Origin of the sequence: Gemmobacter lanyuensis, from assembly GCF_014652355.1 — a bacterium.
GTDB lineage: Bacteria > Pseudomonadota > Alphaproteobacteria > Rhodobacterales > Rhodobacteraceae > Gemmobacter > Gemmobacter lanyuensis.
Window position 1 is genome coordinate 105,505 of record NZ_BMYQ01000004.1, and the last position, 26,370, is coordinate 131,874.

At 63.7% G+C, this 26,370-nt stretch carries 24 protein-coding genes and 1 other RNA gene; 18 read left to right on the forward strand and 7 right to left on the reverse strand.

From position 1 onward, the window contains the following. Positions 1 to 35: 35 nt before the first annotated feature. The 5 genes from IE101_RS08915 (at position 36) to IE101_RS08935 (ending at position 4,931) form a co-directional block, all read left to right on the forward strand. On the forward strand, positions 36 to 1,589 hold the full coding sequence (locus tag IE101_RS08915) for a trimethylamine methyltransferase family protein (RefSeq protein WP_189633479.1): 1,554 nt from the start codon (positions 36 to 38) through the stop codon (positions 1,587 to 1,589). A gap of 182 nt (positions 1,590 to 1,771) precedes the next feature. Then, positions 1,772 to 2,323 (forward strand): TetR/AcrR family transcriptional regulator, encoded by a 552-nt coding sequence (locus IE101_RS08920; RefSeq protein ID WP_189633480.1) that lies wholly within the window; start codon positions 1,772 to 1,774, stop codon positions 2,321 to 2,323. Between the two features lie 20 nt (positions 2,324 to 2,343). After that, positions 2,344 to 3,453 carry a mandelate racemase/muconate lactonizing enzyme family protein gene (locus IE101_RS08925; RefSeq protein WP_189633481.1) on the forward strand — a complete coding sequence of 370 codons (1,110 nt, stop codon included), beginning with the start codon at positions 2,344 to 2,346 and terminating at the stop codon, positions 3,451 to 3,453. Positions 3,454 to 3,468: 15 nt separating this feature from the next. Continuing rightward, positions 3,469 to 4,200, forward strand: a complete 732-nt coding sequence (locus IE101_RS08930) for an SDR family NAD(P)-dependent oxidoreductase (RefSeq protein ID WP_189633620.1) — start codon at positions 3,469 to 3,471, stop codon at positions 4,198 to 4,200. Next, positions 4,200 to 4,931 carry an SDR family NAD(P)-dependent oxidoreductase gene (locus IE101_RS08935; protein WP_229804071.1) on the forward strand — a complete coding sequence of 244 codons (732 nt, stop codon included), beginning with the start codon at positions 4,200 to 4,202 and terminating at the stop codon, positions 4,929 to 4,931. The genes IE101_RS08930 and IE101_RS08935 overlap by 1 nt, the downstream gene beginning before the upstream one ends. A gap of 152 nt (positions 4,932 to 5,083) precedes the next feature. On the opposite strand, the gene IE101_RS08940 is transcribed toward IE101_RS08935, so the two are convergent. Further along, entirely contained in the window at positions 5,084 to 5,740 is a 657-nt protein-coding gene (locus tag IE101_RS08940) for a GntR family transcriptional regulator (protein ID WP_373296098.1), read from the reverse strand. A gap of 181 nt (positions 5,741 to 5,921) precedes the next feature. On the opposite strand from IE101_RS08940, the gene IE101_RS08945 reads away from it, so the two are divergent. The 4 genes from IE101_RS08945 to IE101_RS08960 are packed head-to-tail and all read left to right on the forward strand — an operon-like array spanning position 5,922 to position 9,965. Further along, positions 5,922 to 7,007 (forward strand): quaternary amine ABC transporter ATP-binding protein, encoded by a 1,086-nt coding sequence (locus IE101_RS08945; RefSeq protein ID WP_189633483.1) that lies wholly within the window; start codon positions 5,922 to 5,924, stop codon positions 7,005 to 7,007. Continuing rightward, entirely contained in the window at positions 7,007 to 7,942 is a 936-nt protein-coding gene (locus tag IE101_RS08950) for an ABC transporter permease (RefSeq protein WP_189633484.1), read from the forward strand. The genes IE101_RS08945 and IE101_RS08950 overlap by 1 nt, the downstream gene beginning before the upstream one ends. A 32-nt stretch (positions 7,943 to 7,974) precedes the next feature. Further along, a complete protein-coding gene (proX, locus tag IE101_RS08955) occupies positions 7,975 to 8,958 on the forward strand; it encodes a glycine betaine/L-proline ABC transporter substrate-binding protein ProX (RefSeq protein ID WP_189633485.1) in 984 nt (327 codons plus the stop codon). Between the two features lie 56 nt (positions 8,959 to 9,014). Then, positions 9,015 to 9,965 (forward strand): GlxA family transcriptional regulator, encoded by a 951-nt coding sequence (locus IE101_RS08960; protein WP_189633486.1) that lies wholly within the window; start codon positions 9,015 to 9,017, stop codon positions 9,963 to 9,965. A gap of 67 nt (positions 9,966 to 10,032) precedes the next feature. Here the strand turns inward: IE101_RS08960 and ffs are convergent. The 4 genes from ffs to IE101_RS08980 all read right to left on the reverse strand — a co-directional run bounded on the left by ffs (position 10,033) and on the right by IE101_RS08980 (position 13,680). Continuing rightward, an RNA gene (gene ffs / locus IE101_RS08965) (signal recognition particle sRNA small type) lies at positions 10,033 to 10,129 on the reverse strand. Positions 10,130 to 10,182: 53 nt separating this feature from the next. After that, a complete protein-coding gene (locus tag IE101_RS08970) occupies positions 10,183 to 11,133 on the reverse strand; it encodes an alpha/beta hydrolase (protein ID WP_189633487.1) in 951 nt (316 codons plus the stop codon). Between the two features lie 2 nt (positions 11,134 to 11,135). After that, a complete protein-coding gene (locus tag IE101_RS08975) occupies positions 11,136 to 11,762 on the reverse strand; it encodes an HAD family hydrolase (protein WP_189633488.1) in 627 nt (208 codons plus the stop codon). Positions 11,763 to 11,799: 37 nt separating this feature from the next. After that, on the reverse strand, positions 11,800 to 13,680 hold the full coding sequence (locus IE101_RS08980; protein ID WP_189633489.1) for a bifunctional 2',3'-cyclic-nucleotide 2'-phosphodiesterase/3'-nucleotidase: 1,881 nt from the start codon (positions 13,678 to 13,680) through the stop codon (positions 11,800 to 11,802). Positions 13,681 to 13,926: 246 nt separating this feature from the next. On the opposite strand from IE101_RS08980, the gene nudC reads away from it, so the two are divergent. Together nudC and IE101_RS08990 are read left to right on the forward strand one after the other, a co-directional pair. Next, the gene (nudC, locus tag IE101_RS08985) at positions 13,927 to 14,880 is read left to right on the forward strand and encodes an NAD(+) diphosphatase (protein WP_189633490.1); all 954 of its coding nucleotides are present in this window, start codon (positions 13,927 to 13,929) and stop codon (positions 14,878 to 14,880) included. A 61-nt stretch (positions 14,881 to 14,941) separates the two neighbouring features. Beyond that, a complete protein-coding gene (locus tag IE101_RS08990; protein WP_189633491.1) occupies positions 14,942 to 15,415 on the forward strand; it encodes an SRPBCC family protein in 474 nt (157 codons plus the stop codon). A 28-nt stretch (positions 15,416 to 15,443) separates the two neighbouring features. Here IE101_RS08990 and IE101_RS08995 read toward each other — a convergent pair whose 3' ends face one another. Beyond that, on the reverse strand, positions 15,444 to 16,274 hold the full coding sequence (locus IE101_RS08995; protein ID WP_189633492.1) for a prephenate dehydratase: 831 nt from the start codon (positions 16,272 to 16,274) through the stop codon (positions 15,444 to 15,446). Between the two features lie 180 nt (positions 16,275 to 16,454). Here IE101_RS08995 and IE101_RS09000 point away from each other — a divergent pair, with 180 nt between their 5' ends. From IE101_RS09000 to IE101_RS09025, 6 genes are all read left to right on the forward strand, one after another. After that, positions 16,455 to 16,976, forward strand: coding sequence for a c-type cytochrome (locus IE101_RS09000; protein ID WP_189633493.1), 522 nt, complete (start codon positions 16,455 to 16,457; stop codon positions 16,974 to 16,976). A 167-nt stretch (positions 16,977 to 17,143) separates the two neighbouring features. After that, positions 17,144 to 19,057 (forward strand): extracellular solute-binding protein, encoded by a 1,914-nt coding sequence (locus IE101_RS09005; RefSeq protein WP_189633494.1) that lies wholly within the window; start codon positions 17,144 to 17,146, stop codon positions 19,055 to 19,057. Positions 19,058 to 19,079: 22 nt separating this feature from the next. Then, a complete protein-coding gene (locus IE101_RS09010; RefSeq protein ID WP_189633495.1) occupies positions 19,080 to 20,237 on the forward strand; it encodes a microcin C ABC transporter permease YejB in 1,158 nt (385 codons plus the stop codon). A 3-nt stretch (positions 20,238 to 20,240) separates the two neighbouring features. Continuing rightward, positions 20,241 to 21,347 (forward strand): ABC transporter permease, encoded by a 1,107-nt coding sequence (locus tag IE101_RS09015; RefSeq protein ID WP_189633496.1) that lies wholly within the window; start codon positions 20,241 to 20,243, stop codon positions 21,345 to 21,347. Continuing rightward, positions 21,344 to 22,933, forward strand: a complete 1,590-nt coding sequence (locus tag IE101_RS09020) for an ABC transporter ATP-binding protein (protein ID WP_189633497.1) — start codon at positions 21,344 to 21,346, stop codon at positions 22,931 to 22,933. The genes IE101_RS09015 and IE101_RS09020 overlap by 4 nt, the downstream gene beginning before the upstream one ends. A 2-nt stretch (positions 22,934 to 22,935) precedes the next feature. Then, the gene (locus IE101_RS09025; protein WP_189633498.1) at positions 22,936 to 24,162 is read left to right on the forward strand and encodes a glycosyltransferase family 4 protein; all 1,227 of its coding nucleotides are present in this window, start codon (positions 22,936 to 22,938) and stop codon (positions 24,160 to 24,162) included. A 33-nt stretch (positions 24,163 to 24,195) separates the two neighbouring features. On the opposite strand, the gene hemN is transcribed toward IE101_RS09025, so the two are convergent. After that, positions 24,196 to 25,551, reverse strand: a complete 1,356-nt coding sequence (gene hemN / locus IE101_RS09030) for an oxygen-independent coproporphyrinogen III oxidase (RefSeq protein ID WP_189633499.1) — start codon at positions 25,549 to 25,551, stop codon at positions 24,196 to 24,198. Positions 25,552 to 25,615: 64 nt separating this feature from the next. Between hemN and fnrL the strand changes: the two genes are divergently transcribed. Further along, the gene (fnrL, locus tag IE101_RS09035; RefSeq protein ID WP_189633500.1) at positions 25,616 to 26,362 is read left to right on the forward strand and encodes a transcriptional regulator FnrL; all 747 of its coding nucleotides are present in this window, start codon (positions 25,616 to 25,618) and stop codon (positions 26,360 to 26,362) included. Positions 26,363 to 26,370: the final 8 nt, after the last annotated feature.

Genomic DNA, 26,370 nt, shown 5'->3' on the forward strand with positions numbered 1-26,370 from the left:
CGCTGATGGGGGAAACTCTAGCGGGGACCTGAACCATGACCGAACTTCAGACCAAACAGGGCCGCGCCGGTGGCCGTGGGGCCCGCCGGGCCATGCGCGCCGCACCGGATTTCGACATGCTGCCCGCGCTGAAGCGCAACCTGCCGCTCTGCGAACCCATGAGCCCCGAGCAGGTCGAGCGTATCGACGAAGCCTCGATGGCGATCCTTGAGGATGTCGGCGTCGTTTTCCGCGATGATATCGCGTTGGAGGACTGGCGCCGCGTCGGGGCCGATGTACGGGGGGAACGGGTGCATCTGGACCGGGGTCTGGTGCGGGAACTGATCTCGACCATCCCCTCGGGCTGGACCTACCGCGCCCGCAATGCGGACCGCAGCCTGCCCTTCGGTGGCAACCATTCGATCTTCGTGCCGATGACGGGCGCGCCCTTCCTGCGCGATCTGGAAGATGTGCGCCGTTGGCCGACGATGGCAGACCTCAACATGTTCCACAAACTGTCGCACATGTCGCCCGCGCTGCATTCGACGGCGCATCACATCGTGGAACCGATGGACATGAAGGTCAGCCACCGGCACCTGCACATCACCTATTCCTCGATGAAACATTCGGACAAGACCTTCATGGGCATGACGACCAGCGGCAAGAATGCCGAGGACGTGATGGACATGTGCGAGATCCTGTTCGGCCGCGACGTGATGGAGGAAACCCCCGTCGTCACCGGCAACTGCAACGGCAATTCGCCGCTGGTCTGGGATGAAACCATGCTGTCGGCCATGCGCGCCTTCGTCAAGCGCAAGCAGCCGGTGCTGTGTTCACCCTTCGTGCTGGGCGGGGCCAATACGCCTGCTTCGGTCGCGCCTGCCGTGGCACAGCTGAACGCCGAGGCCCTGTCGGCGCTGGCCTATACCCAGGTCATCCGCAAGGGCGCCCCGGCGATCTATGGCCATTACCTTTCGACCGTCAGCATGAAATCCGGCGCCCCCATGGCGGGCACCCCGGAAATCAGCCTGATGAACTTCATGATCGGGCAGATGGCGCGGTTCTACGGCGTGCCGTGGCGCACCTCGAACAACCTGGGCGGGGCCAAGACCTTTGACGCGCAGGCGGGCTACGAATCGGCCATGACGATGAACGCCGTGCTTCATGCGGGTGCCAATTACATCTGGCACTCGGCCGGTTGGAACGAAGCCGGGATGCATTGCTCGGTCGCGAAATTCGTCGTCGATGCCGAGATGTGCGCCATGGGCTATCGCATGGCCGAAGGTCCGCGCTGGGATGACTTTGATGTTGCCATGCAGGCCGTGCGCGACGTGGGGCCAGGTGGCCACTATCTTGGCCATCCCCATACGCTGGAAAACTTTGAACGCGCCTTCTTCATGCCCAAGCTTTTCGACAACAACTCGATCGAGCAGTGGCAGGCCGAAGGCTCGGTCGAAATCACCCAGCGCGCGCTGGACTATGCCAAAAAGCTGCTGCGCGAATATGAGGAACCGAAGCTGGATGAGGGCATCGACGAAGCCCTGCGCGCCTATATCGCCAAGCGCGAGCGCGAGATCCCGGCCGAGGATGCGCTGAACACCGAATACTGACGAATACTCCCACTGGCCGCCCCTTCGGGCGGCCTTTTTCACTGCGGTTTCAAGGTGCTCGCCAGATCATGGCGGGTAATTTGCCATGCGCCGGTCATGCGTCTTGAGGTGGCGAAGGAAAGTAGAGTGATCGCTCTACTTTCTGCTTTGAAAGGTAGAGTGATCACTCTACCATGTGCGCCATGACCAGCACAAAATCCCGAATCGCCACCGAACTGGAACGCAGCTTTGCCCGTCAGGGCTTTGCCGAGCAGGGGGTCGAGGCGCTCCGCGCCGAGGCCGATGTTTCACTTCGCACGCTCTACAAACACTTCCCCTCGCGGGAGGCGATGATCATCGGCGCGCTGGAACACCGCGACCGCACCTATTTCGACTGGCTGGCCGGGGGGGCTGCGGAGGGGGTGGACCATGTCCTGCATCCGCTGGTGCGGCTGGGCGATTGGCTGGGCGAGGTGGCCAATACCGGCTGCCTCTTCCTCAATGCGCTGGCCGAATACCCTGACAGCGCGGCGATTGCCGCGGTGGTGAAAGATCACAAGGCCCGTCTGGCGGACGAATTCCGCCTGCGGTTGGAACGCGTGGCGCCGGGGCAGGATACCCGGGACCTGGCCGCGACGCTGTTCCTTTTGCACGAAGGCATGACCCAGGCCGCCCGCCTGCAAGGGCGCGAACGCGCGACCGAGGCCGCAATGCGCGCGGCCCGTGCGGCGTTGGCGGCAGAAGACATCCGATAACACCCCAACAGGTCGAGACTATGAAAATCACGGAAATCCAAATCTACCGGCATGATCTGCCGGTAAAGAATGGCCCATATCGCATGGCCAATGCGTTGGTCTGGTCGCTGGATACGACGATCGTGAAGATCGTCACCGACAGCGGCCTTGTGGGCTGGGGCGAAACCTGCCCTGTTGGCCCCACCTATCAGCCCCATCACGCGGCAGGCGCCCGTGCTGCGCTGATGGAAATGGCGCAGGGGTTGATCGGGGTGGACCCCACCCAGATCGGCCTGCTGCACCGCAAGATGGACAGCCTGCTGAATGGCCATGGCTATGCCAAGGCGGCCATCGACATTGCCGCCCATGACCTGACCGGCAAAGCCTATGGCGTGCGCGTGGCCGATCTGCTGGGCGGTGCTGTCACGGACCGGGTGCCGTCCTACTATGCCTCGGGCGTGGGCGAACCTGATGAAATCGCGCGCATCGCGGCCGAAAAGCTCGCCGAGGGCTATCCCCGGATGCAGGTCAAGGTCGGCGGCCGCCCGGTCGAGGTGGATATCGCCGTGGTCCGCAAGGTGTGGGAGGTGCTGCGCGGCACCGGCATGCGCCTTGCGGTCGACGCGAACCGCGGCCTGCCCACGCGCGACGCCCTGCGCCTGTCGCGGGAATGCCCCGAGATTCCCTTCATCATGGAGCAACCCTGCAACACGATGGAAGAGATCGCGGCCATTCGCGGCCAGCTGCATCATGCGGTTTATGTCGATGAAAACGGCACTGATCTGAATGCCGTGCTGCGCGCGGTGGGGGCGGGGCTCTGTGATGGGTTCGGGATGAAGGTCACGCGCATCGGGGGGCTGCGCCCGATGGCCACCTTCCGCGACATCTGCGAAGTGCGCGCCATGCCGCATACCTGCGACGATGCCTGGGGCGGGGATATCATTGCCGCCGCCTGCACCCATATCGGCGCCACCGTGCAGCCGCGCCTGAACGAAGGCGTCTGGCTGGCCGCCCCCTATATCGCAGGCAATTTCGACGTGGAAAACGGCGTCAATATCGTGGGTGGCCACATCGCCCTGCCCAAGGGGCCGGGTCTGGGCATTACCCCTGATGAAACCCTCTTTGGCGCGCCTGTCGCCTCATTCGACTGAAGGATTTGTGACATGATGGACCTGACTGGAAAATGCGCGCTTGTGACCGGGGCGGCCGGTGGCATCGGTGCGGCGGTGGTGGCGGCGCTGCGTGCCCGTGGTGCCCGCGTGGCGGTGGCCGACCGTGACCCCTTGGCCGTTGAGGCCGAGGCGCATCTGCCGGGCGACCTGCTGGACCCGGCCTATGCCGATGCTCTGCCGGGCGCGGCGCGGGCGGCACTTGGCGGCCTTGATATCGTCATCAACAATGCGGGCGTGATCACCCGTGGAAAAGTGACCGAAAGCAGCGATGCCGATTGGGACCTATCGCTGGGCGTGAATGTCGAAGCCCCCTTCCGCATCTGCCGCGCGGCAATTCCGCTGATGGCGGAAGCGGGCGGCGGCGCCATTGTCAACGTGGCCTCCTGCTGGGGTCTGCGGCCCGGCCCGAATCACGCGGTCTATTGCATGACCAAGGCGGCCATTGCCTCGCTCACGCAGTGCATGGGCATGGATCACGCCCATCAGGGCATCCGCATCAATGCCGTCGCCCCGAATGAGGTGAATACGCCCATGCTTCGCACCGGTTTTGTCCGTCGCGGCTTTGACCCCGACAGCGCGGTGGCCGAGCTTGGCAAGACCGTGCCGCTGGGCCGCATCGCCGAACCCCAGGATATTGCGGATGTGATCCTCTTCCTCGCCTCGGACGCCAGCCGCTACATGTGCGGTGCGGTGGTCGAGGTGAATGGCGGAAAGGCGGTGGGCTGATGCGCTATCAGGGCAAGGTTGCGCTAGTTTCGGGCGGCCGCAGCGGCATCGGGCAGGCCATCGCCCGGCGCCTTGCGGCCGAGGGCGCGCGCGTCTTCACCGCACAGCGCGGGGCGGATGCCGAACATGAAGGGATCGAGGCCGATTTTACCGATCCCGCCAGCCCCGCGCAGGTGGTGGCGCGGGTGATCGACCGGGCCGGGCGGCTGGATCTGCTGGTGAACAATGCCGGCATGATGCAGGAAGCCGCGGTTGAAGCCATGAGCCTTGGCGACTGGCAGCGCAATGTCATGGTGAACCTGACGGCCCCCTTCCTGCTGATCCAGGCCGCGCTGCCGCATCTGCGGGCGGTGCAGGGGGCCATCGTCAACATCGGCTCGATCGAGGGGCTGGGGTCGAACCCGCGTCACGCCGCCTATTGCGCGACCAAAGCGGGCCTGCACGGCTTGACGCGCGCGGTGGCGGTTGATCACGGGGCCGAGGGCATCCGCTGCAATGCCGTGGCGCCCGGCTGGATCGACACCGACCTGAACGTCGATTTCATCGAGTCGATGCCCGATCCCGCTGCCTTCCGGCGCGAGATCGGCCGCATTCACCCCGTTGGCCGCACGGGAAAACCCGAAGAAGTCGCCGCGCTTGTGGCCTGGCTTGGGTCCGCTGAGGCGGGGTTTGTCACCGGGCAGGTCTGGACGGTCGACGGGGGCCGCATGGCGAAACTAAGCTTGCCGTAACACCCCAACCACCCCCTTTTTCGGGGGTGGTTCCGCAAGGAAGTAGTGGTGAGATTTCAGGTTTGTCCCGAGGCGACTTCGGTGGCGGCGATGCCGGCGGCGCTGCTTCGGGCCGGGCTGCGGCCCGAAGCAGCGGTTGCAGCACAGAGACGCTAACTCGCGACAGATACGCGGCCGAGCGGCAATTGCATGCTTTCCGGCGAGATAAAGTTCTCGATCTGCGCCCGTGCCAGCTCCCAATGGGCTACCGCAAGATCCCCCGCGCCATCGGCATCGCCCGCCTCGATCAGGGCGATGAAGGCGTCGTGCTGGTCGGCCGCAATCACCTGCTGGGCCGAAACCTCGCGCCGCGGGCTGTAGAAGGTCATCCCGATGCGCGCGTGGTCGATCAGAAGCCGCCGAAGGCTCGGCAGCAGGTATTCATTGTCGGCCATCTCGCCGATCTGCGAATGAAACTGTTCGTTCAGCAGCGCACGCTCTGCCGCATCCCCGCCGGAAATCGCCCGTCGAAACCCAAGTTGGATCTCTTTCAGCTGCGCGATCTGTGCAGGACGCGCATGTTCCGCTGCAAGACGCGACACCGCCGCGTAAATCATCGGCGCCGCGACAAAGAAATTCCGCAGCGTCTTGTGTGTCATCGGCGCAACCTGCGCGCCCCGGTTCTCATGCAGAAGAAGATACCCCTCCCCCACAAGCTGGCGCAAAACCTCGCGAAGCGGCGGACGCGATATCCCGTACCGCTCCGACAGCTCGACCTCGTCAAGATAGGCGCCGGGTTCCAACTCCTGCGTCAGAACACGACGACGCAAGTCAACAACACACTCCGCCTTCCGACTCCGCGAATCCCCGTCCACCTTCGTCTCCTGCATCGTGCAGCACCGCGCTGCCCATTGGCGTCCGCTTGTTGCAGGTTCTGAGTGTAAGCGGTGATAATACATATTGTCTATTACTAAAAATTATGATTGTAGTATGGAAACAGGGGGAATCTGCATGACAAAATCCGCAAGAGAGGACGTCATCCGCTGCGAGGGTATCTGGAAGATCTTTGGTGAAAGATCCCGGGAAGCGATGGATGCGATCCGCAACCAAGGCCTGTCCAAGCAGCTGATCAGGGAAAAGTATGACTGCGTGATCGGGGTGCAGAACGCCTCGTTCACGGTGGGTCGTGGCGAGATCTTCTGCATCATGGGCCTGTCGGGGTCGGGGAAATCTACCCTGATCCGGCACATCAATCGCCTGATCGAGCCGACCGCCGGGTCGATCATCATCGAGGGCCAGAACGTCAACGCAATGAACGCCCGCGACCTGCGCGCCCTGCGCGCCGAGCGCATCGGGATGGTGTTCCAGAGCATGGCGCTGATGCCGCACCGCACGGTGCAGGAAAACGTGGGCTTCTCGCTTGAGGTGCGCGGTCTTGCAGATGCGCAGCGCGCCAAGATCGCCCAGGCCATCGAGGCAGTCGACCTGACCGGCTGGGAAAAGAAATACCCTGACGAGCTGTCGGGCGGGATGCAGCAGCGTGTGGGTCTGGCCCGCGCCATTGCCGCCGACCCGACCATCCTGCTGATGGACGAACCCTTCTCGGCGCTGGATCCGCTGATCCGCAAGCAGCTGCAGACGACCTTCATGGAGCTTTCGGCAGAGCTGCACAAGACCACCGTCTTCATCACCCATGACCTGGATGAAGCCATCCGCATCGGTGACCGGATCGCGATCATGAAGGACGGCGTTCTGGTGCAGATCGGCACGCCTGAACAGATCGTGACAGAACCCGCCGACGATTATGTGGCGGAATTCGTGGCCGGGATCTCCAAGCTCGATCTGGTGACGGCCGCGCGCATCATGCAGCCGCTGGCCCAGTATGAGGCCGCCAACGGCCCGCAGAATATCAGTGCCTGGTCGGTGGCCCGGCCTGAAGACAAGCTCAATACGCTGGTCGATCTGGCCGTGGGGTCGGACAGCCCGATCCGCATCGAAGCCGAAGGTCGCACCGTGGGTGTTGTGACGCGCCGCGCGCTGCTGCGTGGCATCCAGGGCCGCGAGGAAGTCGGCACCAGCGCGATGGAGACGGCGTGATGGAAGAAAAGACCTTTGACTGGCTGAACCCCTTTGCTTCGATCGACCTCGGCATCGGGGCCTGGGCTGACGGGATCAAGGGCTGGGCGATTTCCAACCGGGATCTGATCCAACCGCTCAAAATCTTCTTCGAGGGCGTGATCGTGCGGATCGAGGCGGCGCTTCACGCCGTACCGCCGGTTGTCATGCTTATCCTGCTGACGCTGATTGCTTGGCAGGCCGCCGGGCGCCGCGTGGCCATTCTGGTGGGGTGCTGCCTCGTCCTTCTCGGCCTGTTGCATCCGGAGGCCTGGGGCCTTGCGATGACGACGCTGGCCATCGTCACCTCCTCGGTGCTGCTTTGCGTGCTGATCGGGCTGCCGCTTGGCATTCTGGCCGGCAAGAGCGACCGGTTCGAATCCTTCGTGCGTCCGGTGCTTGATACCATGCAGACCATTCCGGCTTTCGTGTATCTGGTGCCGGTGGTGATGCTGATCGGCATTGGCAACGTGTCGGGCGTGATCGTGACCATCATCTTCGCGCTGCCGCCGCTGGTGCGTCTGACCTCGCTCGGCATCCGCAGCGTAAACCAGAGCGTCGTTGAAGCCGCACGCGCCTTTGGTGCAACGCCCGGGCAGATCCTGTTCAAGGTCGAGCTGCCGTTGGCCACGCCCACCATCTTGGCCGGCCTGAACCAGACCATCATGCTGTCGCTGTCGATGGTCGTGATTGCCTCGATGATCTCGGTCAAGGGGCTGGGCAACGAAGTTCTGCGCGCCATGGGGCGCCTCGATGCCGGCAAGGCGATCGTGGGCGGCTTGGGCATCGTGATGCTGGCCATCGTGCTGGACCGCATCACGCAAGGTTTGGGTCGTTCGGGGCGCGAACGTGGCCACCGTCACTGGTGGCAAACCGGCCCCGTCGGCCTGATCACCGGGCTTTTCGCCCGCAACTAAAACCAAATCAAAAGCCACAACAGGAGGACTCAATGAAACATCTGGCTCTGACCTCGATGCTTGCCCTGGCCCTTGCGATGCCCGCATTCGCCAGCGAAAAGCCCGGCGAGGGGAAAACCGTCCGCGTCATCATGCCGACGCAGATCGAAGAGCACTTCCACCACTACGTTCTGCTGCGCGCCCTGCAGGATCTGGGGTATGAAACCGCCGAGCCCGCCGAAGCGGAATACCAGACCATCCACCTGGCAATCGGGTCGGGCGACGCGGATTTCACCGCCAACCACTGGCAGACGCTCCATAACGCCTTCTACGAAGAATCCGGCGGCGCTGCCGTGATGACCAAGGTCGGCGTGATCCTGGAAGGCGCGCTGCAGGGCTACATGGTCGACAAGGCCTCGTATGATGCCGGCATCACCGACCTGTCCATGCTGAAGGACCCGGAAGTCGCCAAGAAGTTCGACGCCGATGGTGATGGCAAGGCCGACCTCGTCGGCTGCATGCCCGGCTGGGGCTGCGAACGTGTGATTGAGCACCAACTCACCGAGTTCGGCCTGCGCGATACCGTCAGCCACAACCAGGGTTCGTATCAGGCGATCATTGGTGACGCGATTGCCCGCCACGCCAACGGCGACCCGATCATCTACTACAACTGGGTTCCCTACTGGGTCTCGGGCGTGCTGGTGCCGGGCAAGGACGTGGAATGGCTGAGCGTTCCCTACACCTCGCTGCCCGATGGCAATGACGCGAACACCACCTTCGATGGCAAGAACCTTGGCTTCGCCGTGGACAATGTGAGCGTTCTGGCCCGCAATGACTTCCTCGCGGCGAACCCGGCGGCCAATGCGCTGTTCGAAACTGCCAAAATCCCGGTGAATGACGTTTCGGTCGCCGCACTCGCCATTTCGAAAGGCGCAGACAGCACCGAAGAAATCTGGGCTCTGGCGGACAAATGGATTGCGGACAACCGCGCCACCTACGACTCTTGGCTGGACGCGGCGCGCAAAGCGTCGGAATGATCTGATGACACGGGGGAGGGCGCTACGGCGCCTTCCCTTTTATGGGATGCGGAACCATGACCAAAACCTCGCACTTCGTATTCCTGCTGCTTGAAGACTATACCCATCTCGCTTTCTCCTGCGCGGTCGAGCCTCTTCGGATCGCGAATTTCGTTTCGGGCCAGCCTCTCTACAAATGGTCGCTTGCCAGTGCCGACGGCATCTCTGCGCGCTGTTCAAACGGGTCTGTGACGCTGGTTGATGCCGGGCTCCAGCCCCTGTCCCGTGTGGATCGGCTGTTTCTGGTTTCGGGCCTGAACGTGCAGAACCATACCAGCCCCGAAGTGCTGAATTTCCTGCGGCGCGAGCGTGTTGCCGGCACGCAGATCGGTGCGATCTGTTCGGGCGCTTATGTCCTTGCCAAGGCCGGCTTCCTGAATGGTATCGATACGGCGATCCATTGGGAATATCACGATCTCATCACCGAGGAATTCCCCGAGGTTTCGCTGGTGCGGAACGTCTTTGTGGCCAATCAGAAGCATATCACCGCCTCGGGCGGGACGGCGGCGGCCGATCTGATGCTGCATCTGATTGCCAAGGAACATGGCGGCGATCTGGCGACCGCGGTGGCCGACCAGATGGTTTACAATGCCGTGCGTGAAGGCAGCGCCGCGCAGCGCGTGTCATTGCAATCGCGCCATGGGATGCGGAACGCCCATCTGGCCCGGGCCATCCATCTGATGGAAGCGAATATCGAGGACCCCTGTTCCCCCTTCGAAATCGCCGATCAGGTGGGCATTTCCACCCGCCAGCTGGAGCGTCTCTTCGGGCGTTATCTCAACACGTCGCCCAAGCGCTACATGATGGAAATGCGTCTGCATCGCGCGCGCAATCTGATCGTGCAGACGGAACAGTCGATCGCCCAGATCGCCATGGCCTGCGGGTTCAATTCGACCTCGCATTTCTCCAAGGTGTTCCGCAGCCATTACGGCGTCTCACCGATCAGCCATCGCAGCACGCTGAACTGACCACATCCACCGACCCACAAATGACAAACCCCGCGACACCGCGGGGTTTTGGTCATTTTTGGCGATGGGTGAGAGGCTGGACAACGACCCAAGCGGGGCTCGTTACGGCTGCTTCCTTCCGGACCTGACCGGGTTGGCGAGGCGCTCGCCCGCGCCAACCTCTCACCGCCTCAAATAGGGGAGGCGGCAGGATTCTGCAAGCCCCAAAGGCCCATCACTAACGTGGCAGGGTGGTCAGAAAATCGCGCAGCAGGGCAGAAAATCTGTCCGGTTCCGCCCGCTGGCTTTGCAGATGGTCGCCCCGGGTGTGGAGAAAGGTCGTCCCGCCCGCGCGTGCCTCAAGCAGGGCAAAGCTGATGTCGGCGGGGACGATGCGGTCGGCCGAGCCGTGGAACAGCAGAATCGGACCTTTGAAGTTTGCCAGCACAGGAATCACCTGTGCATGGCCCATGTATTCCCCATGGGTCAGCGCGAAGGCCGAAATCGCCAGCGGTACCCCGATGCTCCGCAAAGGCAGGCCCAGCCGGTCGGTGATATGCTGCATCACCATCGGGAAATCGAGCGCGGGCGCATCGAGGATGACCGCCGTGACCCGGTCGGCCAGGGTGGAATGACCAAGAAACTGCCCGACGATGCCGCCCCCCATCGAAGCCCCGATCAGAACCACCTTGTCGATCCCGCGGGTTTGCAGGGCGGCGACCGCGGCCTGAAGATCCTGCCATTCCGTCACGCCAAAAAGGCGCAGCCCTTCCGGCGAGGCCGGGGCCCCCGCGTCGTTGCGATAGGTCATCATCAGCACCGGCAGACCTGCGGCATGCAGGTCGCGCAGGTACAGATACCCATCTTCACGCGCGCCGCCGATCCCATGGACAAAGATTGCGGCCGTCTTGCTGCCTGGCGTGCCGGGAACCCACCAGGCGGGTGCGGCACCAAGCGGCGTCTCGATGGCAATCTCTTCGAACGGAAGGCCAAATGCCTGTTGCGGCGTGCCGCGATAGCCCAACGTCATCGGGTCGGTGATCGAAGCATCCGGGTCGGAAAAGGCCTGACCCGACAGCACCTGCACCATCAACCGATGGGTGAACCAGGTTGAAAACAGGACAGCCAGACCCGCCAGCAGCGTGACGGCCAGTATAAGGCGGCGGGGCCAGGGGGAGGGTTTCTTCATTTTCAGATCAACCCCACCAGACGCGCGCCATTGATAAGATCGCGAGCGACATGATGGGCATGCCGACCGTCAGTTGGCAGGATGTCCGGCACCTGGATCACGGTGCACCCCGCCGCACGGGCAGCCTCGGCCCCCGGTTCGCTGTCCTCGAACACCAGACACCGGGCGGGATCGGCCCCCAGCAGCGCCGCGGCCAGCAGATAGGGTTCCGGGTGCGGCTTGGCGTTCTGCACATCTTCCAGTGTCACCACATGGCGAAAGGCCGCTGCGATACCAGCCTTGTCCAGTTTCACATGGGCGCTGTCCCGATGCGAGGAGGTGCAGATCGCCATGGGCAGGGTGATCTTGTCCAGCAGGTCGCGCGCCCCGGGCTTCAGCGGCAGGTCGGTTGCGATCGCGGCCTCGAATCCGCCGCGCCAGAGGCGATTGAGTTCTTCCAGATCCAGCTGCGGATATGCGGCGCAAAGAATGGCATTGCTGGTCGGGGCATCCTTGCCGATCAGGCTGTGGAAGATCGCCTGATCTGCCGGAAGGCCCATCTGCACGAAGGATTCGACCCCGACGCGCATGGCGACGGATTCGGTATCGATCAGCGTTCCGTCCAGATCGAAGATCACGGCGTCAAACATGGTGTGCCCTTCCCTGCTGCCCTGCAGGATTAACGGATCAGAGATGCAGACGGAAGCGCGCAAAGCCTTCGTCGGTCAGACCCAGTGGCTCTGGCCGGAAATGGGCGATCCTGTCCAGATGCGCGGTGGCGGCCGGTGCGGTATCATATGTGACCGTCGTGCCGGGCATGGGGCGAAAGCGGAATGTCTCGGCCGGGGCGGGGGCGGTTGGTTCATGTTCGGCCAGATGCCGCAGCAGGATATCGCGGATCGGGGCGCGGCCGACATCAACCAACCGTTCGGGCCGCGCCTGCGCATAGCCGCCGCATCCGGCTGACCGATAGCTGTTGGTTGCCAGCAGAAATTCCTGATTTGGGTCAAGGGGAAGCCCGTTATGCCTCAGGTCATGCACACGTCGGGCATGGGGTGCGCGCAAACGGCCGTGGCGATTGTAGCGGCTGGGTTGGCTCAGATCGATCTCGAAGCTCAGTCCCAGGATCCGGTCATGGTTGTAGCACGGAAAATCAGCGTCGATCAGCGGCACATCCACCGCGCCCGGCTGGATCTGATGGAACAAGGTCACGGCATTTTCCAGCCAGTCAGCCAGTTCCGCCCCGGTCAGGCGCAGCGCCGCGATGGTATTGGGAAAGATGTAAAGATCCGCGACATGGCGCAGCGCAAGGTCGCCCGCCGGGATCTGGGTATAGTTCTGCGGCCCGCCACGCCCCCCGGCCTTCAACGGCGAAACCGCCGATACGATGGGCAGCGCGGCCTCGGTCCGTCCTGCCACCTGGCGGGCGACGTGTCGGGCCTGCGCCTCGGCCACCACGCGCATGGCGGCACTGGCGGTGGCGGTGGCAAAGAATGTGTCCAGCGGCACCAGGCTGCGCCCGACGCTGCGGCGCGAAAAGGCGACCGTGGCGCCGTGTTCGGCGCGCACTTCCTCGACCACCTCGGGCAGGGCGGGGGTCCCGGGTGTGATGCTGCGCAGCGAAACGGCGGCCGGGCGGCTGGTCCATCGGCCCGCGTGCCGTTCAAGCTGCAGGTCGATCACGCCGATATGCATGGCATTGAAGCCGGGCATGACCACGGGCACCCCCGCGATGGTGCCGCGTGCAAGATCCACCCCCGGCGCACCGGCAAAGGTGGCAGACGGGAACAGAAGATGGCTGTGCCCTGCGATGATCGCATCAATTCCCGCCACCTGTGCGAGGGCAGAGCTTGCATCCTCGGCGCGGTCGCCAGCCATGGGCGTGCCGATCCCGGAATGGGACAAGGCGATCACCACATCCGCCCCCGACGCGCGCAATTCCGGAACGCGGGCCTTCGCGGTTTCCACGATGTCACGGGTAAAGATCCGACCCTCGAGCAAGGGGCGGTCCCATTCCACGATTTGCGGCGGCGCAAAGCCGATGATGCCGATCCGAAGGCTCTCGGTCCGGCCGTTGCCAAGGGTGATCTCCCGCGTGATCAGCGCATGGGGCGCGACAAAGGTTACATCCTCGGCCGGGGATGGGCCCAAGGCCCAGGCGATGTTGGCGGAAACGAATGGGAAGCGGGCCCCCTCCATCATTCCCGTCAGCGTGGGCAGGCCATAGTTGAATTCATGATTCCCCAGCGTTGCCGCATCATAACCGAGCCGGTTCATCACACGCACCGCCGGATGGATGCACCCTTGTTGCAGGCCGGGCCCCAGAACGTAATCGCCCATCGGGTTCCCTTGCAGGAAATCACCATTGTCAAGGAGCAGGCTGTTTGCCACCTCGGACCGCGCTGCAGCGATCAGGGTGGCGGCATGCGCAAGACCCAGTGTCGGGTCGGGCCGGTCGGCATAATAGTCATATCCCATCAGATGCACATGCACATCCGTGGTCGCGATGATCCGCAGCCGGGCGCTGTTCCGGTCGGGGGGCGGATCTGTGGACGCGGTACCAGGCACGGGCTGTCCTTGCTGCCAACAGGGCGGTCGGTTCCGTTCGCGGCGCGGGGGCTGCGTCGCGCCGGACAGAGGAAGGTAAGATACTGACAAGGCTAGGCTTCGGTGGGACCATGTCAACGCGAACAGCCGTTAATTCTCGTTCAGGTTGTTCTTTCGCAACAGGCCGCGCGCCTCAGGCTGCGGACAGGGGCTTTACCGATCCCGGGCTGCGTGCCAGAACCGCGGGGCAACAGGCGGGGGAAGCGGATGCGGCTGGCAGAAACGGTGACCTTCGGGGGATCTGGGCTGAACCGCGCGGCCCATCTGCGCGGGGATGCGGCGGCGCTGCAACAGGCCCTGTCCACGGGTTGTGTGCTGCCGGTCTGGCGGGGCAAGCCGCTTTTGTGCGCAGACGCGCTGGGGTGGCTGCCCGCGGGCCATGCCGCCCTGGCCCATGGTCGGAGCCCGGTCTTTCTGGGGCTGGACGAGGCGGGGCTGGCCTATTTCACGCAAGACATTTCCGACTGGACGCCCGAAGCCGGGGCCGAGGCGGTGGAGCAGGGGTTTCTGGACCAGTCCATCCAGCGCCATCCCGCGCTGAACGAGGCTTACGGGTTCGAGGAACTCCGCGCCGTCATGGTGCGCCTGACCGCGCGCGATGCAGAGCTGGCCGCCACCGCCCGCGCCGTGCTGCATTGGCACCGCAGCCATGCCTTCTGCGCCACCTGCGGGCAGGCCTCGGACATGGTTATGGCGGGCTGGCAACGTCAGTGCCCCGGCTGCGGCGCGCAGCATTTTCCACGCACCGACCCGGTGGTCATCATGCTGGTCACGCACGGTAACCGCGCGCTGATGGGCCGGTCCCCCGGCTGGCCCGAGGGGATGTATTCCTGCCTTGCGGGGTTTGTGGAACCGGGGGAATCGATTGAGGCTGCAGTGCGGCGCGAGGTGCTGGAAGAGGCCGGGGTCACGGTCGGTCCGGTGCGCTATCTGGCGAGCCAGCCCTGGCCCTTCCCGGCCTCGCTGATGATCGGCTGTGCCGCCGAGGCGCTGACCGAGACCATCACCCGCGATCCGGCCGAGCTGGAAGACGCCCTGTGGATCAGCCGCGAGGATCTTCTGGCGGCCCAGAGTGGCGAGAGGCCCGGCCTGATGCCTGCGCGAAAGGGCTCCATCGCCCATTTCCTGCTGACGAACTGGCTTGCGGATCGCCTGAATTGATTGGAAACAGAAAATCACCACGAAAATCTAGACGATTTTCTGAACGAGGGTTTTGAGCCGAATGAAACTCAGCACGCGCGAAGATATCGAGGCCCCGCTCTCATTCGTTTTCGGTGCGTTTGCCGACACCGAAGGGTGGGAGCGCGCAGCGATGCGCCGGGGCGCCGAGGTCACGCGGACGGATCGTCTGGCCACGCCGGGGCCGGGGATGGCGTGGAATGCCGCCTACAACTGGCGCGGCAAGATGCGGCGGGTTTCGATCAAACTTGCCGCCATCGACCCGCCGAACAGCCTGCGTTTCCAAGGCTTTGGCGGTTCGGTTGAGGCGGATTTGGCCCTTGAATTCGTGGAGCTTTCGGCCCGTCGTACCCGCGTGGCCTTTGCCGTCGATCTCAAGCCGCGCAATCTGGGCGCGCGGGTGTTCCTGCAGTCGCTCAAGCTCGCGCGGGGCAAGATCGAACGCAAGTTCGAGGCCCGCATCGCGCAGCTCTGCAACGACATCGAAGAACGGTATCGCCAATCCGCGCGGCGCTGATCTGCGCCGCGCCGGTGGGGGCAGACCCTCAGTCGCGGCTGCGGTCGGCCGGATAGACCCCCAGAATGTCCATGTGCGAGGTGAAATAGCGCAGCTCGTCCAGCGCCAGCGCGACATTCGGGTCCGACGGGTGGCCTTCGATGTCGGCGTAGAATTCGGTCGCCGTGAAGCTGCCGCCCACCATGTAGCTTTCCAGCTTGGTCATGTTGACGCCATTCGTCGCAAAGCCGCCAAGTGCCTTGTAGAGCGCGGCCGGAATGTTGCGGACGCGGAAGGTGAAGGTGGTCATCATCCGCGGGCTGCGGCGGCTGTGGTCGGGATCGCGGCTCATCACCAGAAAGCGGGTGGTGTTGTTCTTCTGATCCTCGATCTCACGCGCAAGAACATCCAGCCCGTAGATTTCCCCGGCAAGTTCGGATGCGAGCGCCGCCTCGGCCGGGTCGCCCAGACGGGCCACTTCCATCGCGCCGGCAGCATTGTCGTGCCAGTTCATCGTGGCGAAGCCGTGGGACCGGATGAAGCTGCGGCACTGCCCGTGCAGGATCGACATGCAGCGCACGCGGCGGATCTGGTCGATGGGCGTGCCCTTTACCGCCAGCAGTGCGATATGGACGCGCACGAAGGCCTCATCGATGATGTGCAGGCCCGAATTCGGCAACAGGGTGTGCACGTCTGCCACGCGGCCATAGGTCGAGTTTTCCACCGCCAGCATGCCCAGATCGACCTCGCCGCGGCGGGTCATGTCGACCACATCCTCGAAGGTGGCGCAGGGCACGACCTCCATGTCGGGGCGCGACTGGCGGCAGGCCTGATGCGAATAGGCGCCCAGCTCTCCCTGAAAGGCGATGCGTCCGGCCATGTGTCCTTCTCCTGTTGTTTGCGCTCCCATCGCGGCGGGGGGCGGCTTTGGCGGGCTGCGGACGGATTGGTCGTGGTCAAATCGCCGCATTTGCGGGGCCGGACGTGCTACTACACCTTGAAACCGGAGGGGGGAAGCGGATAGAAGCCCCCGAAGCTACATGCCAAAACGGGACGCGACATGTTCGACACGATGACATTCACCAAGGTGCTGGGCGCGGTCTGCGGGTCGCTGCTCGTGTTCCTTCTGGGCAACTGGGCAGCTGACGCCCTCTATTCGATGGACGGCGGTCACGGCGGCGAGGAAACGCAGGCCTACAGCATCGCGGTCGAAGGTGGCGATGCCGCCGGTGGCGCTGCTGCCGATGCCGGCCCGGCCTTCGCCGAAGTCTTTGCTGCGGCCGATGCCGCCAAGGGCGAAAAGGTCTTTGCCAAGTGCAAGGCCTGCCACAAGGTCGATGGCACCGATGGCACCGGCCCGCACCTGAACGGCGTCGTGGGCCGTCAGATCGCCGCCGCCGCGGGCTTTGGCTATTCGGACGCGCTCAAGGGTATGGCTGGCAAGGCCTGGGCCCCGGAAGAGCTGAACCACTGGCTGGAAAACCCCAAGGCCTATGCGCCGGGCAACAAGATGTCCTTCGCCGGTCTGCCCAAGATCGAAGATCGCGCCAACCTGATCGCCTGGCTGGCCACCCAGCAGTGATCGGCAAAGCAGCCTGATTTCAGGGCCATCCCGCCGGGGTGGCCCTTTTGCTTTGCGCGGCACCCGGCCGCAGGCGCGGCTCACGCATTCGCGCCTTGAGGGGGCGGGATTTTTCGCTACTCTCTGCCCCGGGGCCGCCGCAGAACGGCCCGTGACAGGAGTGCCGAATGTCCCGATCCCGTGCCGCCGCCAAAGCCGCCGTTTCCCCGCTTCACCCCGCGTTGCACTGGCTTGGCCTCGGATTGGCCGCGCTGTCGGTGGGGATGGTCGCGACACTGGCCCGGGCAGAAGATGGCGTCACCGTCGCGCATGGCATCTCGACCTTCGGGGATCTGAAATACCCGGCCGATTTCCAGCATCTGGACTATGTGAACCCCGATGCCCCCAAGGGCGGTGAAATCAGCGAATGGACGATGGGCGGGTTCGATTCCATGAACCCCTTTTCGGTCAAGGGCGTGGCGGGCAGCCTGTCCACCATCATGCTCGAATCGATCCTGACCGGAACGGCGGATGAGATCGGCGCAGCTTACTGCCTGCTCTGCGAGACGATGGAATATCCTGCCGACCGGTCCTGGGTGATCTTCAACCTGCGCCCCGAAGCCAAGTTTTCGGACGGCACGCCGCTGACGGCTGAGGACGTGCTCTTTTCCTATAAAACTTTTCTGGCCAAGGGCCTGACCGATTACCGCGCCGTGCTGGGCCAGCAGGTCGAAAAGGTCGAGGTGCTGGACCCCCACAAGATCAAGTTCACCTTCAAGGCCGAATTCCCCAAACGCGACCTGCCGCAAGAGGTGGGGGGGCTGCCGATCCTGTCGAAGGCGCAATATGAACGCGACGGCCTCGATCTCGAGGAAAGCACGCTGAAGCCCTATATCGGCTCCGGCCCCTATATGTTCGACCGGATGGAGGTGGGCCGCACCCTCGTCTACAAGCGCAACCCCGATTACTGGGGCGCGGATCTGCCGATCAACAAGGGCCGCAACAATTTCGACCGCATCCGACTGGAATATTTCGCAGACAGCTCGGCCGCGTTCGAGGCGTTCAAATCCGGGACCTATACCTTCCGCAACGAAAGCTCGTCCAAGCAATGGGCGACGGGTTATGATTTCCCGGCGCTGACCGCGGGGCATGTGGTGAAGGCCGAACTGCCCAATGGCAACAAGGCCACCGGGCAGGCCTTCCTGTTCAACCTGCGCCGCGACACCTTTCAGGATCCCCGCGTGCGCGAGGCGATCGGCCTGATGTTCAACTTCGAATGGTCGAACCAGACGCTGTTCTACGGGCTGTACAAGCGCATCAATTCGGTCTGGGAAAACAGCTGGCTTGCAGCCGAAGGCACCCCCTCGCCCGAGGAGGCGGCGATTCTCAAGCCCCTGGTCGATGAAGGGTTGCTGCCCGCCACGATCCTGACCGACGCGCCCGTGATGGCGCCCGTGTCTTCTGACCGGCAGCTTGATCGCAAGGCGCTGCGCGCGGCCTCGAAACTTCTGGATGATGCGGGCTGGCCGGTGGGCGAGGGCGGTCTGCGCCGGAACGCCAAGGGTGAGGTGCTGAAGATCGAATTCCTCAATGATGACCCGTCCTTTGACCGCGTCATCAACCCCTTCGTGGAAAACCTGCGCGCGCTTGGCGTCGATGCGGTGAACACCAAGGTGGACCCGGCGCAGATGGAAAGCCGCACCCGCCCGCCGCAATATGATTTCGACATCATCACCGGGCGCGCGGCATCAAGCTATATCTCGGGGGCAGAGCTGAAGCAGTACTATGGCTCGGCCACGGCGGATGTATCGGCCTTCAACCTGATGGGGCTGAAAAGCCCGGCGGTGGATCGGCTGATTGATGTGCTGCTCGCGGCCGACAACAAGGATGCCCTGACGGTTGCCACCAAGGCGATGGACCGCGTGCTGCGTGCCGAACGCTTCTGGGTGCCGCAATGGTTCAAGGATACCCATACGGTGGCCTATTTCGACATGTTCGCCCACCCCGAGGCCCTGCCGCCCTACGCTCTGGGCGAGCTGGATTTCTGGTGGTATGACGCCGAAAAGGCCGCCGCCCTGAAAGCTGCTGGCGCCATCAAATAACAAGAACGGGCAGACGCACCCCATGGGCGCCTATATCTTCCGACGGCTCTTGCTGATCCTTCCGACGCTATTCGGGATCATGCTGATCAACTTCACCCTGACCCAGTTTGTGCCAGGGGGGCCTGTTGAACAGGTCCTTGCCCGGCTGGAAGGGCAGGGGGATGCGTTCCAGAACATCTCGGGCGGTGGGGATGCCGGGGTGGAAGACCCCGGCGCCTCGGGGTCCGAGGGCAGCTATATCGGCGCGCGCGGTCTGCCGCCCGAATTCATTGATGCGCTTGAGGTGCAGTTCGGCTTTGCCCGCATCACCTGCGCGCCGGGCTATGACGGCCCTGTCACCACCAAGGCGCCCGAATGTGCCAAGGAACCCATCGCCCTGATGGAGCGGTTCTGGATCATGATGGGCAACTATGCCCGCTTCGATTTCGGGCAAAGCTATTTCCGGTCCATCTCGGTGGTGGATCTGGTGCTGGAAAAGATGCCGGTCTCGATCTCGCTGGGGCTGTGGTCCACGCTGATCGCCTATCTGATCTCGATCCCGATGGGCATCCGCAAGGCGGTGCGGGATGGCTCCAGCTTTGATACCTGGACCTCGGGCATCATCATTATCGGCTATGCCATCCCCGGTTTCCTGTTTGCCATCCTTCTGCTGGTGGTCTTCGCAGGGGGCAGCTACTACCAATGGTTCCCCTTGCGGGGTTTGACCTCTGACAACTGGGAGGAGCTGTCCTGGCTGGGCAAGATCGCGGATTACGCCTGGCACATGGTGCTGCCGGTCACGGCCTCGACCATTTCCAGCTTTGCCACGCTGACCCTTCTGACCAAGAACAGCTTCCTTGATGAAATCCGCAAGCAATATGTGATGACCGCCCGCGCCAAGGGCCTGTCCGAGGGGCGGGTGCTTTATGGCCATGTCTTCCGCAATGCCATGCTGATCGTGATTGCGGGCTTTCCGGCGATTTTCATCGGGGTGTTCTTCGGCGGGTCGCTCATCATTGAGACGATCTTCTCGCTCGATGGGTTGGGGCGGCTGGGCTATGAGGCGGCGATTGCGCGCGATTACCCGGTGCTGTTCGGGACGCTGTTCATCTTTGGCCTGATGGGGCTGGTGGTGGGGATCCTGTCGGACCTGATGTATGTCTGGGTTGATCCCCGGATTGATTTTGAGCGGAGGGGCTGATCCATGGCGCTGTCCCCGCTGAACCAGCGACGCTGGCGCAATTTCAAGGCCAACCGCCGGGCGTTCTGGTCGCTGTGGATTTTTGCGGTGCTGTTCGGCCTGTCGCTTTTTGCCGAGGTGCTGGCCAATGACCGCCCCCTGCTGGTCAGCCACAAGGGCGAGTTTTACACCCCCTTCCTGCGGTTCTATCCCGAAACCGAATTCGGCGGTGATTTTCGTACTGAGGCCGCCTATCGCGACCCCGAGGTGCAATGCCTGATCGTGGCCCAAGGGGCCGAGGCCTGCTGGGACGACCCAGAGGGGATTTTGGCCGAGGCTCAGCAGGGCACGGTGGAAGGCCGGCCGATCACGCCGGGCTGGATCATCTGGCCGCCGATCCCCTACAGCTACAACACCATCAATGACATCGGCGGGGCGGCCCCTTCGGCGCCCGATGCGAACCACTGGCTGGGCACGGATGACACCGCGCGCGATGTGCTGGCGCGGGTGATCTATGGCTTCCGCCTGTCGATCGCCTTTGCGCTGATCGTAACGGCGCTGACCTCGGCCATCGGGATCGTGGCGGGGGCGGTGCAGGGCTATTTCGGCGGCTGGGTCGATCTGGTCTTTCAGCGCGTGATTGAAATTTGGGGTGCGACGCCGTCGCTCTATGTCATCATCATCGTGGCGGCGATCTGGCAAATGAATTTCTGGCTGCTGATCGGGCTGATGGTGCTGTTCGGCTGGACCTCGTTGATCGGGGTGGTGCGGGCCGAATTCCTGCGCGCGCGCAACTTCGAATATGTTCGTGCCGCCCGCGCGCTGGGGGTGCCCGACCGGGTGATCATGTTCCGGCATGTGCTGCCCAATGCCATGGTGGCCACGCTGACGATGATGCCCTTCCTCGTCACCGGGGCCATCGGCAGCCTTGCCGCGCTGGATTTTCTGGGCTTCGGCCTGCCTGCCTCGGCCCCTTCGCTGGGCGAGCTGACGCAACAGGCCAAGCAGAACCTGCAGGCGCCCTGGCTGGCCTTTACGGCCTTCACCACCTTTGCGCTGATGCTCTCGCTCTTGATCTTCATCTTTGAAGGGGTGCGCGACGCCTTTGACCCGAGAAAGACCTTCCAATGAGCGTGCTGTCGGTTGAAAACCTGAACATCCGCTTTCGGCAGGACGGGCGCCTGATCCATGCGGTCAAGAACGTCAGCTTCAGCGTCGGCAAGGGCGAAACCGTGGCCCTTGTGGGGGAAAGCGGGTCGGGGAAATCGGTTACCGCGCTGTCCACCGTCGCCCTGCTGCCCGATGCGGCGCAGGTGGACGGGTCAATCACTTATACCGGCACGCAGATGGTGGGGGCGCCGGAACCCGCGCTGCGGCGCATTCGCGGCAATGACATCAGCTTTATCTTCCAAGAGCCGATGACCAGCCTGAACCCGCTGCACACCATCGAGCGGCAGCTGGGGGAAAGCCTGTCGCTGCATCAGGGCCTGACGGGTGCTGCCGCGCGCAGCCGCATTCTCGAACTGCTGACCAAGGTCGGCATCCGCGACGCCGAAACCCGGCTGAGCGCCTATCCCCACCAGCTTTCGGGGGGGCAGCGTCAGCGGGTGATGATTGCCATGGCGCTGGCCAACGGCCCTGACCTGCTGATCGCCGACGAACCGACCACCGCGCTGGATGTGACGATCCAGGCGCAGATTCTGGATCTGCTGGCCGATCTGAAGGCGCGGGAAGGGCTGAGCCTTCTGTTCATCACCCATGATCTGGGAATCGTGCGCCGCATCGCCGACCGCGTCTGCGTGATGAAGGATGGCGAGATCGTCGAACAAGGCCCCGCGGCCGAAATCTTCGCCCATCCGCAGCACCCCTACACGCAAAAGCTTTTGGCGGCCGAACCCAAGGGGCGGGCCGAGCCGCTTGCTCCGGGCGCGCCCGAGGTGGTGCGCGCTGATCACCTGCGCGTCTGGTTCCCCATCCAGACCGGGCTTCTGCGCCGCGTGACGGGCCATGTGAAAGCGGTGAATGACGCAAGCCTTTCGGTCCGCGCCGGCGAAACGCTGGGCGTGGTGGGCGAAAGCGGGTCGGGCAAGACGACGCTCGCGCTTGCGCTGCTGCGGCTGATCAACTCCGAGGGGAAGATCGCCTTTCAGGGGCGCGAGATCGCGGATCTGACCGGGGGCGCCATGCGCGACCTGCGCCGCGATATGCAGATCGTGTTTCAGGACCCCTTCGGATCACTTTCGCCGCGCATGACGGTTGAAGAGATCATCGCCGAGGGGCTGGGCGTCCATGGCGTTGAACCGGGCCGCAACCGGCGTGACATGGTGGCCGAAATCATGGGCGAGGTCGGGCTCGACCCTGCCGCCATGGGCCGTTACCCGCATGAATTTTCGGGCGGACAACGGCAACGCATCGCCATTGCGCGGGCCATGATCCTGCGCCCGAAGCTGGTGGTGCTGGATGAACCCACCTCGGCGCTGGATATGACGGTGCAGGTGCAGATCGTCGATCTGCTGCGCGATCTGCAGCGCAAATGGGGGCTGGCCTATATCTTCATCAGCCATGACCTGCGTGTGGTGCGTGCCTTGTCGCACAAGGTGATCGTGATGAAGAATGGCGACGTGGTCGAGGCGGGCGCGGCGCAGGCCGTCTTCGACGCCCCGCAAAGCGATTATACCCGAACCTTGATGAAAGCGGCCTTCGGCGCCGATGTGTAATTATGAAAATCCTGTTTGTGCATCAGAACTTTCCGGGCCAGTTTTTGCATCTGGCCCCGGCGCTGCAGGCGCGGGGGCATGAGTGTCTGGCGCTGACCGACGGGGCGAATAACCGCCCTTCGGCCATCCCGGTGGTGAAATATCGCCACAGCAGTCCTGCGCCCGAACCGCAGGCCTGCCGTCTGGGCCGCAACTTCACGCAGATGAGCGACCGGGGCGTCACGGTGGCCCGTGCCTGCCTGCAGCTGCGGGAAAAGGGCTATGTCCCCGACGTGATTTTCGGCCATTCCGGCTGGGGCGAGACGCTGTTCCTGAAAGAGGTCTGGCCCGAGGCGAAGCTGCTGGTCTATTCCGAATTCTACTACAAGGGCCGCGGCGCCGATGTGGGCTTTGATCCCGAATTCGAACAGCCGAGCTTTGATCAAGTGATGATCGCGCAGGGGCGGGCGGCCCATCTGGGGCAGGCGCTTCTGCATGCCGATGCCGGGCTGTCACCGACGCATTGGCAGGCCTCGACCCATCCGCCCATCCTGCGCGAGCGGATCGAGGTGATTTTCGACGGGGTGGATACCGAGACGATGCGCCCTGACCCCACCGCCACGCTGGCCCTGCCCAATGGCCGGGTGCTGAAGGCGGGGGATGAGGTACTGACCTTCGTCAACCGCAACCTTGAACCTTATCGTGGCTATCACACCTTCATGCGCGCGCTGCCTGCCATTCTGGCCGAACGCCCCGAGGCGCAGGTGGTGATCGTGGGGGGCGATGATGTCAGCTATGGTCGCCCCGCCCCCAAGGGCCAGAAATGGCGCGACATCTTCCTGTCCGAGGTTCAGGACCGACTGGATCTGAGCCGTGTGCATTTCATGGGCAAGGTGCCCTATCCGACCTTTGTCAGCATGATGCAGGTCAGCCGCGTGCATGCCTACCTGACCTATCCCTTCGTCCTCAGCTGGTCGATGCTTGAAGCGATGAGCGCGGGGTGCCTTGTGATCGGGTCGCGCACGGCGCCGGTGCAAGAGCTGATTGATGATGGTGCGAATGGGCGTCTGGTGGATTTCTTTGATGCGCCGGGATGGGCGCGGATGATCACCAAGGCGCTGGCACGCCCCGAACGCTTTGACGACATGCGCCGCAAGGCGCGGGAAACCATCTTGCGGGGCTATGATCTGAAAACCGTCTGCCTGCCGCGGATGATCGACTGGGTCGAAAGCTTCGGCCCCCGTCCATAAGCAAAAGGGCCGGGGAGGACCCGGCCCTTTTCATCAGATCGCGGCGGAATGCTGCGCCTTTGACTGGTCGTAATCGTCAAAGCAGCGCGCAATCATGCGGGTCAGCGGGCGCGCCTTGACCGGGATCGACATCCCGTCGGCAGTGAGCTGCACCATATCGCCGAACTGGGCGACAGCCTTGTCGAACATGGCCGCAAGCTGCGCCTCGGTCGCGCCGAAATCAGCCAGAAGCTCGGCCCGGTTCACGCGGAAGTCAGACATCAGCGCCTCGATGATGCGGCCGCGCAGCTTGTCCTCGCCCGCGAAGACATGGCCGCGGTGGGTGGTGAATTCACCCGCGCGGATCGCCTTGGTGTAATCCGAGGTGCCAGAGGCATTCTGGGCATAGCCCTGCGGAAAGCGCGAGATGGACGAGGCGCCAAGCCCCACCAGGACCGGCGCCGTGTCATCGGTATAACCCTGGAAGTTCCGCCGCAGCGTGCCGTTGCGCGCAGCCACGGCCATGCCATCGGTCGGGCGGGCGAAATGGTCGATCCCGATCGCCTCATACCCGTCCCACTGGAACAGCTTGGCGGCGGTTTCAAACAGCTTCAACCGTTCCTGCGGGGTCGGAATGGCATCCGAGGGGATCATCTGCTGGCGGCGGCTCATCCACGGGACATGGGCATAGCCGTAAAGCGCCACCCGGTCGGGCGAGAGGCTGAGAAGCTTCTGCACGCTGTCGGAAATACGCGCCTGCGTCTGATGCGGCAGCCCGTAAAGGATATCGGCATTCAAGCTTTTGACGCCGCGGTCGCGGATCATCTCGGCCACGTCGCGGGTCAGTTCATAGGGCTGGATACGCCCGATGGTGCGCTGGATTTCCGGGTCAAAGTCCTGCACCCCGATCGAGGCGCGGTTCATCCCCGATTGCGCCAGCGCGTCCAGACGTGGGGCATCCACCTCATCGGGGTCGATCTCGACCGAAAATTCCGCACCTTCGCCCATCGGCACGGCGTCAAAGATCGTTCCGGCCAGATCGCGGATCAGATCGGGGGCCAGAAGGGTGGGGGTGCCGCCGCCCCAATGCAGCCGGCTGAGCCGCACGCCACGGGGCAGATGCCGGCGCAGCAGGGCGATTTCGGCCTTCAGCGTTTCGACATAGGCCTTCACCGGCTCATCGGTCGAGGTGCCCTGCGTGCGGCAGGCGCAGAACCAGCACAGCCTGCGGCAGAAGGGCACATGCAGATAGAGCGAGATTTCCGACCCCTCGGGAATCGCCTCGATCCATGCTGCAAAGAGCTTGGGCGTGACGGCATTTCCGAAATGCGGGGCAGTGGGATAGCTGGTGTAACGCGGCACGCGCGCGTCAAACAGACCAAGCTTGGCGAGTTGCGATTCCTGTTCCATCCGGCTACAGTTAAAGGCACGCCGTGCGAAAGCATTGATACAGATCAATATCAGGAAGACCCGGATGCCGATGCAGGACATGCACCTTGTGCATCACGAGTGTGGGGATTGCCCCATCCGTCACCGTGCGGTTTGTGCCCGCTGCGAAGCAGATGAACTGCAACGCCTTGAACAGATCAAATATTATCGTACCTATCAGGCTGGTCAGACGCTGATCTGGTCGGGCGACCGGATGGATTTCGTGGCTTCGGTCGTGTCGGGCATTGCCACTTTGACGCAGACGATGGAAGACGGCCGTCGCCAGATGGTCGGGCTTTTGCTGCCGTCGGATTTCGTGGGGCGCCCGGGGCGGTCGACCGCTGCCTATGACGTGACCGCCACCACCGATCTGGTGATGTGCTGCTTCCGCAAGAAACCGTTTGAAGAGCTGATGGTTTCGACCCCGCATATCGGCCAGCGTCTGCTGGAAATGACCTTGGACGAACTGGATGCCGCGCGGGAATGGATGCTGCTTCTGGGGCGCAAGACGGCGCGGGAAAAGATCGCTTCGCTGCTGGCGATCATCGCGCGGCGCGATGCCTCGCTCCGGGTGAAAGCGGCCAAGGGCGCCCTGGTGTTCGACCTGCCGCTCACCCGCGAAGAAATGGCCGATTATCTGGGGCTGACGCTGGAAACGGTCAGCCGCCAGATGTCCGCGCTCAAGCGCGACGGCGTCATCCTGCTGGATGGCAAGCGCCACGTCACCATTCCCGATCTGGACCGCCTGCTGGAAGAGGCGGGCGACGACAGCGACGGCGGCGTTCTGGACTGAACGCTTTC